We start from the raw sequence: 7859 nt of genomic DNA on the forward strand, positions 1-7859 counted from the left end.
GGTGTGGCCGGCGGGCCCCGGCTCTGTTAAAACCCGTCCCCGCCCGGAGCCGGGCACGGCGGGCCACACCCCCACCACCACGCACCGCAACCCAACACCCCACCACGACCCAACACCTCACCGCGAACCACACCAACCACCGCGGGCCACCGACAAACCCAGCCCAGCCAGCACCGACAAACCGCAGACCTGGCGTTACCCTGACAGCATGCACGGCCTCTCCCCTACCGCGACCCGCGTGGCCCCCCTGGCCCGCCCGGGCCGGCCCGCCGTGGTGACCCGGACGCTCACCGAGCTCGCCGGCCCCACCCGCGGCGTCGTGGAGCTCCCCGTGCGGCTGATGTGGAACGCCGACCGCACGTTCGACCTGGGCGACCCGGACGAGTTGCTCTGGATGTACGAGAACGTCCTGCGGGAGACCACCCGCGCGGAGGACCTCCGCGTGCTCATCAACGGGCGCACCCTGCGCCGGGTGTGGCGGCTGCTCAACCTCCCCAGGGGCGTACGCCAGGCGTGGGAGATCCGCCACCGGGGTCTGCGTACGGCGTGAGCGGCGCGCACCCGCACGATTTCTACCGGGAGGTGGCCCGCGTCGCCCTGTCCGCCGCCGGGCCGTACCGGTTCGTGCTCGGTGGCGGCGTGGCCTGGGCGGCGCACGGGCTGGTGACCCGCCCGACCGAGGACGTGGACCTCTTCGCCGACGTCGAGGGGGCGGCCGCCGCGGCGGCGGACGGGGTGCGGTCGGCGTTGGAGCGGGCCGGGTTCGAGGTGAGCGACGCCGACCCGGACAGCGAGTTGGCCGAGCTGTTCGACGGGTTCGACCGGGACCTGAAGGACTTCGTGGTGAGCCGGGACGGGCGGCGGATCCGGCTCAGCCTGGCCCGCCTCGACCGGCACCGCAGCCCTGTGGTGATGGACCTCGGCCCGGTGATGGACGTGCGGGACCTGATGGCGAACAAGACCGCCGCACTGGTGAACCGGCGGGAGGTCCGGGACTACATCGACGTGGCGGCGGCCCTGGAGCAGCACGACGTGGCGGAGCTGCTGGAGCTGGCCCGCCAGCTCGACCCGGCCCTGGATCCGTCGGACGTCCGCGCCGCCGGCCGCTACCTGGACCGGCTGCCGGACCGGCGCTTCGCCCGCTACGGCCTGGACGCCGCCGCCGTCGCCCGCGTCCGCGCCCGCCTCGCCGCCTGGCCCCGCTGACCCGGGGGCGCGGGGGCGCGGGGGCTACTTGGTGGGGCGGCCACCCGTCACGCCGAGGACCTCGCCGGTGACGTCGCTGGACTCCTGGGAGGCGAAGAAGACGTACGCCGGGGCCAACTCGGCCGGTTGGCCGGGGCGCCCCTCCGGGGTGTCCTGGCCGAACCGCTCGACCTTTCTCTGCGGCATGGTCGCCGGGATCAGCGGCGTCCAGATCGGGCCGGGCGCCACCGCGTTCACCCGGATCCCCTTCTCCGCCAGGTCGGCGGCGAGCGCCTTGGTGAAGTTGGCGATCCCCGCCTTGGTGGTGGCGTAGTCCAACAGCTGCGGCGACGGGTCGAACGCCTGGATCGACGAGGTGTTGATGATGGTCGAGCCCTCGGACATGTGCGGCACCGCCGCCCTGCAGAGCCAGAACATGGCGTACAGGTTGGTCCTGAGCACCCGGTCGAACTGCTCGTCGCTGATCCCGAGGATGCCCTTCTCCTGCGCCATCTGGTAGGCGGCGTTGTTGACCAGGATGTCGATCCCGCCGAGGTCGCGCACGGCCCGCTCGATCAGCTCCTCGCAGTGCCGCTGGTCGGTGATGTCGCCGCGCACGGCGACGCCCATGCGGCCAGCCTCCTCGACCAGCCGGACGGTCTCCCGGGCGTCGGCGTCCTCCTCCTCGCCGAGGTAGGAGATGAGCACGTCGGCGCCCTCCCGGGCGTACACGATGGCAATCGCGCGGCCGATGCCGGAGTCGCCACCGGTGATCACGGCCCGCCTGCCGTCGAGCTTGCCGCTGCCGTGGTACGACTCCTCGCCGTGGTCCGGCTTCGGGGTCATCCTGCCGGTCGCGCCGGGCGGCGTCTGCTGCTGCCCCGGTTGCCCCTCCTGCTGGCCGTACTGGCTGGTGGGGTCCTGCTGGGTGTGCTGGTCCTCGCTCACCGACGTCTCCTCGCGCAGCTGTCGGGTTCCTGGTATCCCACCGCCCTACCCTGAGCCGGCGGGCGGAAACGGCCGGGGCGGTGTTACACGAGCGACCCGCGGACGCTGGTGGTGTGAAGCACCTCGGGCTGCTGTGGCAGGAGTGACGGCCGCTCGTTAGGGTGCGCTCGGCGCCCACCAGGCGCCCCGACCCCATGGAAGGGCACGTCATGACCTCTCCCTCCGGCCCGTCGCGTCGGACGGTGCTCGCCGCCGCGGCCGCGGCGGCGAGCGTCCCGCTGATCGCCGCCACCCCCGCCCAGGCGGCCGGCGCGGCCCGGTCGCGGACCTGGGACCTCACGATCCTCGGCACCTCGGACACCCACGGCAACGTCTACAACTGGGACTACTACAAGGACGCCGAGTACGACGACAGCAAGCACAACGACGTCGGCGTCGCCAAGCTGGCCACCCTCGTCAACCAGATCCGCGCCGAGCGGCGGGGCAAGGCGACGCTGGTGCTCGACGCCGGCGACACCATCCAGGGCACGCCGCTGGCCACCTTCTACGCCAAGCAGGAGCCGATCACCACCACCGGGGCGACGCACCCGATGGCCAACGCCATGAACGTGCTCGGGTACGACGCCGTGACGTTGGGCAACCACGAGTTCAACTACGGCCTGCCGCTGCTGACCAAGTGGATCTCGCAGCTCGGCTTCCCGGCGCTGGCGGCCAACGCCGTCAACGTCGCCACCGGCAAGCCGGCCTTCCTACCGTTCGTCATCAAGAAGGTCTCCGTCGGCTTCGCCGCGCCGCCGCTGCGGGTCGGCATCCTCGGCCTGACCAACCCGGGCAGCGCGATCTGGGACAAGGCCAACGTCGAGGGCCAGCTGCGGTTCGACGACATGATCGCCACGGCCGCGAAGTACGTCCCGATCATGCGGGAGCGGGGCGCCGACATCGTGCTGATCTCCGCCCACGGCGGCGACAGCGGCACCTCCAGCTACGGTCCCGAGTTGCCGATCGAGAACCCGACGGCGCTCATCGCCGAGCAGGTCCCCGGCATCGACGCGATCCTCTTCGGCCACGCCCACGCCGAGGTCGCCGAGAAGTTCGTGACCAACGCGCGGACCGGCGAGCGGGTGCTGCTCACCGAGCCGTCGAAGTGGGGCCAGCGGCTGAGCCGGATGGACTTCACGCTGGCCCGCGAGAGGGGCCGGTGGAAGATCACCAAGAAGACCGCCGCCCTGCTGAACACCAACACCGTGGTGGAGGACCCGAAGGTCCTCGCCGCCGTGCGGGCCCAGCACCAGAAGACCGTCGCGTACGTCAACCAGGTCGTGGCGCGCTCCACCGTGGAACTGTCGGCGGCGGAGAGCCGGTACAAGGACACCCCGATCCTGGACTTCATCAACCACGTCCAGACCGAGGTGGTCGGCCAGGCGCTCGCCGGCACGTCGTACGCGGCGCTGCCGGTGCTGTCGATCGCGGCGCCGTTCAGCCGGACCGCGGTCTTCCCCGCCGGAGACGTGAAGATCCGCGACGTGGCCGGGTTGTACGTCTTCGACAACACCCTCGAGGCCGTCGTACTCAGCGGCGCCGAGGTGCGGGCCTACCTGGAGTACTCGGCGAAGTACTTCCGGACCCTCGCCCCGGGCGCCCCGGTCGCCCCGGAGACGATCAGCGACCCGGCAGTGCCGGACTACAACTACGACGTCTTCTCCGGCCTGGAGTACGACATCGACATCTCCCGGCCGGTGGGCCAGCGCATCACCCGCCTGGTGCTGCCCGGCACCGACACCCCGGTGGCGGACAACGCGCAGTTCGTGGTGGCGGTGAACAACTACCGCCGCAGCGGCGGCGGCAACTTCCCCGGCATCGTGAAGACCCAGGTCTACAACGAGCAGCAGGAGATCCGTCAACTGCTGATCGACTGGGCGCAGGCCAAGGGCGCGATCGACCCGGCCGACTTCTACCAGCCGAACTGGAAGCTGGTACGCGAGGGCGTGCCGGTCTTCTGACCGACGATCACCGGACGGGCCGTGGGCGCATCGCCCGCGGCCCGTCCGCGTACCGGGCCGTATCCAGGGCAGGTCACGCGCGGACGAGGCGACGCCGCCGCGCGCGACGCGCCGTCAGGCGCCGTGCCGCAGGTCCCACCGGTCCGAAGCCTCCGAATCCGGTCGGTCCCGGCGCGGCTCGGTCTCGGTCAGCGCGACCCGATCTTCGGGTGGGACCGCCGGCGGCATCTCGCCGAGGCGCACGTGCCGCAGGAAGGCGTACTCGTCGTCGGTGAACGGCGACTCGGAGCGGTCCTCTGCCATCTGCTCTCCCCTCGACGCCCATTCTCCGCCCGTGGCGCCCGGCGTCACCACCCCTACGGCATCCTAGGATCCTGGTCGGAAGGGCGGGGCCGGGTGCATCCGTCCGCCCGGTCAGGACGGCAGCTTCGCCAGCGGCGCGCGGGGGGCCGGCAGTCGGTCCAGCAGCGCCAGCGCCGCCCGCACCGGGGCCCGGCCCAACGTCTCGTCGAAGCTCGCCCGCCCCTGGCAGAACCGCACGAACATCCGCCAACCCAGTGGGGTAGCCAGCAGCGCGTGGAAGACCTCCGGCCGCCGCGCGAACACGTCCAGCAGCCGGTGCCCCGCGCGCATCGAGGGCACCAGGTCCCGCGCCACCGCACGCTCGTAGCCCGCCAGGTCACCCGCGGCGACCGCGGCGCCGGCCAGCTCGCCGGAGCGCAGCGCGTAGCTGATGCCCTCCCGGCTCCACGGCTCCAGCAGCCCCGCCGCGTCGCCCGCCACCAGCACCCGGCCCCGGCGCAGCGGGGAGTCCTCGGCGCGGCAACGGGTCAGGTGCCCCGAGTCGTGCGCCGGCTCCACCCCCGACAGACCCAACCGGTCGACGAACGCGCGCAGGTAGGCCCGGGTCCGCTCCCCCTCGCCCCGCGCGGCGATCACGCCGACCGTGAGCCGGTCGCCCTTCGGGAAGACCCAGGCGTACGAGCCGGGCAGCGGTCCCCAGTCCAGCAGCACGCGGCCCCGCCAGCGGTCCTGCTCCCGCGGCGGCACCGGCAACTCCAACTCCAGCCCCAGGTCGACCTGCCGGTGGCGGACCCCCACGTGCCGGGCCGTCACGCCCGAGGAGCCGTCCGCGCCGACCACGGCCCGCGCCTGCACCGTCTCCCCGTCGGCCAGCCGCAGGCGTACGACCTCGGGGTCCTGCTCGACGGCGCGGACCGCGGCGCGCTCGCGGACCTCGGCACCGGCGGCGGCCGCGGCGGCGCGCAGCCGATCGTCGAACTCCTCACGCCGCACCATCGTCACCAGCGGGCCGTCGGGGTGCCGTCGGGTGAACCGGCGTCGCCCGTCCCGGGTGAACGTGACCCGGTCCACCCGGTCGTGCGCCGGGACGTCGATCCGGTCGGCCACCACCGCGAGCGAGGTGCCGATCAGGCCGCCCCCGCAGGTCTTGTAGCGGGGGTGGGCGGCCCGTTCCAGCACGAGTGTGCGCAGGCCCGCGCGGGCGGCGGCATGGGCGGCGGAGAGGCCGGCGGGGCCGGCGCCGACGACGGCGAGATCCCAGATGATCACCGGTGCAGCGTATGCCAGGAGGCCGGTCGCGGGGGCGTCGGCGCGAACGGATCACCGCCCGATCGGGTGGGCATCTTCGGCCGGCCACGGGGTAACCGCGCGGCGCAACCGCCCGCGGGGCGGGCAACGCGAAGGAGGACATCATGCGGCAGGTCCAACTGTCGGACGTCGAGGAACGGGTGTACGACGCCGTCGCGGCCCTGGAGGCACGCGGGCAGGTGCCGTACCCGGACCTGATCGCCGAGGAGGCTGGGCTGACCGAGGAGCAGTTGCGCGAGCCGCTGCACCTGCTCACCGAGAAGAACCTGCTGCACCGCGAGGACTCGCCGATGGTCGGGCTGGACTTCGGCCCCCGGTTCTGCGCCCAACAGTTGGCGTGATCCGGCGGGCAGCCCGCCACGATTCGCCTCCCGGGGACCGGGGTACCGGACAGCGATGCCCGACCACCGGTCCACGGGAGACACGATGAGCGCGCGTAGGCCGCGACCGGCCGACGCCACCGCCTCCCCGGACGACCGGCGGCGCTGGCAGGCCCTCGGCGTCGGGCTGGTCGCCGCCTTCATGACGCTGCTCGACGTGAGCATCGTCAACGTCGCCGTCCCCTCGATGGACCGCGCCCTCGGGGCCTCCCCCAGCGACCTGCAATGGGTGCTCTCCGGGTACGCCCTGACGTTCGGGCTGGTGCTGGTCCCCGCCGGGCGCTTCGGCGACGCGCGCGGCCGGCGCACCGCGTTCGTCTTCGGGATCGCCCTGTTCACGCTCGCCAGCGCCCTCGCCGGGCTGGCCGCCTCCCCCACGTGGCTGGTCGCGGCCCGACTGCTCCAGGGCGCCGCCGCCGGGGTGGTCAACCCGCAGGTCACCGGCCTGATCCAGGAGCTGTTCCGGGGGCCCGAGCGGGGCCGCCCGTTCGGCCTGCTCGGCGCCACCATCGGCATCTCCACCGCCGTCGGCCCGCTGCTCGGCGGCCTGCTGATCGCCATCGGCGGCGAGGAGCACGGCTGGCGCTGGGTGTTCTTCGTCAACGTGCCCGTCGGGATCGTGGCGGTGGTCCTCGGGTGGCGGCTGCTCCCCGGCCGCCCGGCGGGCCCCGCGGACCACCGGCGGCTGGACCCCGTCGGAGTGCTGCTGCTCGGGCTCGGCGTGCTGCTGGTGCTGCTGCCGCTGGTGCAGCAGCAGTGGCAGAGCCGCGCGAAGTGGCTGCTGGTGCCGGCCGGGCTGCTCGCCCTGGCCGGTTTCGGGGCCTGGGAACGGTGGTACGCCCGGCGCCGGGATCCGCTGTTCGACCTGCGCCTGTTCCGCTTCCGGTCGTACGCCCTCGGATCACTGATCGCGCTGGTCTACTTCGGCGGGTTCACCGCGATCTTCTTCGTCTTCACGCTCTACCTCCAGAACGGCCTCGGCTACAGCGCGCTGGTCGCCGGCGTGGCCATCACCCCGTTCGCGCTGGGCTCGGCCGCCGCGTCCGCCCTCGGCGGCCGGATCGTCAACCGCTTCGGCCGGCCGCTGGTCGCGGTCGGGCTGCTCACCGTGGTCGTCGGGCTCGTCGCAGTGGTCGGCGTACTCGCCCTGGCACCCGCCGGCGCCGTGGTGGCGTGGCTGACCGCGGCGCCGCTGCTGGTCGGCGGGCTGGGCAGTGGCCTGGTGATCGCCCCGAACCAGACCCTAACCCTGTCCCAGGTGCCGGTGCCGCAGGCGGGCAGTGGCGCGGGCATGCTGCAGACCGGGCAACGCATCGGCTCCGCCGCCGGCATCGCCGCCGTCGGCTCGGTCTTCTTCTCGTCGCTGGCCGGCAGCGACGGCGACTACGCCGTCGCTTTCCGGCACTCCCTCCTGCTGGCCGCCGCGGTCATCGCGCTGGCGCTGGTCGCCGCCCTGGTGGACGTCGCCCTCGGCCACCGCCGCTGAACACCACCCGCACGCGACCCCCAGCCGGGACCCGGTGCGGTGCCTGCCCGTGACGCGAGGACGCCGCTGGCCGGTACCCCGTGCGGGGTACCGGCCAGCGGCGTCATGCACTTGTCGTCAGCTGTTCCAGTGTTCGGCGACCAGGTCAGCGGCTTGCTGTTCCCACTGGGCGTAGTGGTCCGGGTACGCCGACACCTGCACCGTCTGCGCGGCCTCGGTCAGCGGCATGTCCTGCCACCGGTCGACCTG

Annotated in this window: 8 protein-coding genes; 5 read left to right on the forward strand and 3 right to left on the reverse strand. The window is 73.3% G+C overall.

Translation table 11 applies throughout. From position 1 onward, the window contains the following. Positions 1 to 208: 208 nt before the first annotated feature. Together ACGF5C_RS34005 and ACGF5C_RS34010 are read left to right on the forward strand one after the other, a co-directional pair. A complete protein-coding gene (locus tag ACGF5C_RS34005) occupies positions 209 to 550 on the forward strand; it encodes a hypothetical protein (RefSeq protein ID WP_350712699.1) in 342 nt (113 codons plus the stop codon). After that, a complete protein-coding gene (locus ACGF5C_RS34010) occupies positions 547 to 1206 on the forward strand; it encodes a nucleotidyl transferase AbiEii/AbiGii toxin family protein (RefSeq protein WP_393308400.1) in 660 nt (219 codons plus the stop codon). The genes ACGF5C_RS34005 and ACGF5C_RS34010 overlap by 4 nt, the downstream gene beginning before the upstream one ends. A gap of 24 nt (positions 1207 to 1230) precedes the next feature. Here the strand turns inward: ACGF5C_RS34010 and ACGF5C_RS34015 are convergent, their stop codons facing one another. Beyond that, the gene (locus tag ACGF5C_RS34015) at positions 1231 to 2133 is read right to left on the reverse strand and encodes an SDR family oxidoreductase (protein ID WP_393308402.1); all 903 of its coding nucleotides are present in this window, start codon (positions 2131 to 2133) and stop codon (positions 1231 to 1233) included. Positions 2134 to 2342: 209 nt separating this feature from the next. On the opposite strand from ACGF5C_RS34015, the gene ACGF5C_RS34020 reads away from it, so the two are divergent. After that, positions 2343 to 4133 (forward strand): bifunctional metallophosphatase/5'-nucleotidase, encoded by a 1791-nt coding sequence (locus ACGF5C_RS34020; RefSeq protein WP_393308404.1) that lies wholly within the window; start codon positions 2343 to 2345, stop codon positions 4131 to 4133. A 114-nt stretch (positions 4134 to 4247) separates the two neighbouring features. On the opposite strand, the gene ACGF5C_RS34025 is transcribed toward ACGF5C_RS34020, so the two are convergent. Further along, complete coding sequence (locus ACGF5C_RS34025) at positions 4248 to 4436, reverse strand: hypothetical protein (protein ID WP_393308406.1); 189 nt, start codon at positions 4434 to 4436, stop codon at positions 4248 to 4250. A 111-nt stretch (positions 4437 to 4547) separates the two neighbouring features. Further along, positions 4548 to 5705 carry a geranylgeranyl reductase family protein gene (locus tag ACGF5C_RS34030; protein WP_393308408.1) on the reverse strand — a complete coding sequence of 386 codons (1158 nt, stop codon included), beginning with the start codon at positions 5703 to 5705 and terminating at the stop codon, positions 4548 to 4550. A 143-nt stretch (positions 5706 to 5848) separates the two neighbouring features. Here ACGF5C_RS34030 and ACGF5C_RS34035 point away from each other — a divergent pair, with 143 nt between their 5' ends. Together ACGF5C_RS34035 and ACGF5C_RS34040 are read left to right on the forward strand one after the other, a co-directional pair. Next, positions 5849 to 6085 carry a hypothetical protein gene (locus ACGF5C_RS34035; protein ID WP_357704655.1) on the forward strand — a complete coding sequence of 79 codons (237 nt, stop codon included), beginning with the start codon at positions 5849 to 5851 and terminating at the stop codon, positions 6083 to 6085. Positions 6086 to 6170: 85 nt separating this feature from the next. Further along, positions 6171 to 7610 (forward strand): MFS transporter, encoded by a 1440-nt coding sequence (locus tag ACGF5C_RS34040; RefSeq protein WP_393308410.1) that lies wholly within the window; start codon positions 6171 to 6173, stop codon positions 7608 to 7610. Positions 7611 to 7859: the final 249 nt, after the last annotated feature.

The sequence above is a fragment of the Micromonospora sp. NPDC047620 genome (assembly GCF_043205005.1).
In the GTDB taxonomy this organism is placed as follows: Bacteria; Actinomycetota; Actinomycetes; order Mycobacteriales; family Micromonosporaceae; genus Micromonospora.

Coding starts and splice junctions, on each gene's coding strand:
- ACGF5C_RS34005 (WP_350712699.1), top strand. CDS start 209: ATGCACGGCCTCTCCCCTACCGCGACCCGCGTGGCCCCCCTGGCCCGC.
- ACGF5C_RS34020 (WP_393308404.1), top strand. CDS start 2,343: ATGACCTCTCCCTCCGGCCCGTCGCGTCGGACGGTGCTCGCCGCCGCG.
- ACGF5C_RS34025 (WP_393308406.1), bottom strand. CDS start 4,436: ATGGCAGAGGACCGCTCCGAGTCGCCGTTCACCGACGACGAGTACGCC.
- ACGF5C_RS34035 (WP_357704655.1), top strand. CDS start 5,849: ATGCGGCAGGTCCAACTGTCGGACGTCGAGGAACGGGTGTACGACGCC.
- ACGF5C_RS34040 (WP_393308410.1), top strand. CDS start 6,171: ATGAGCGCGCGTAGGCCGCGACCGGCCGACGCCACCGCCTCCCCGGAC.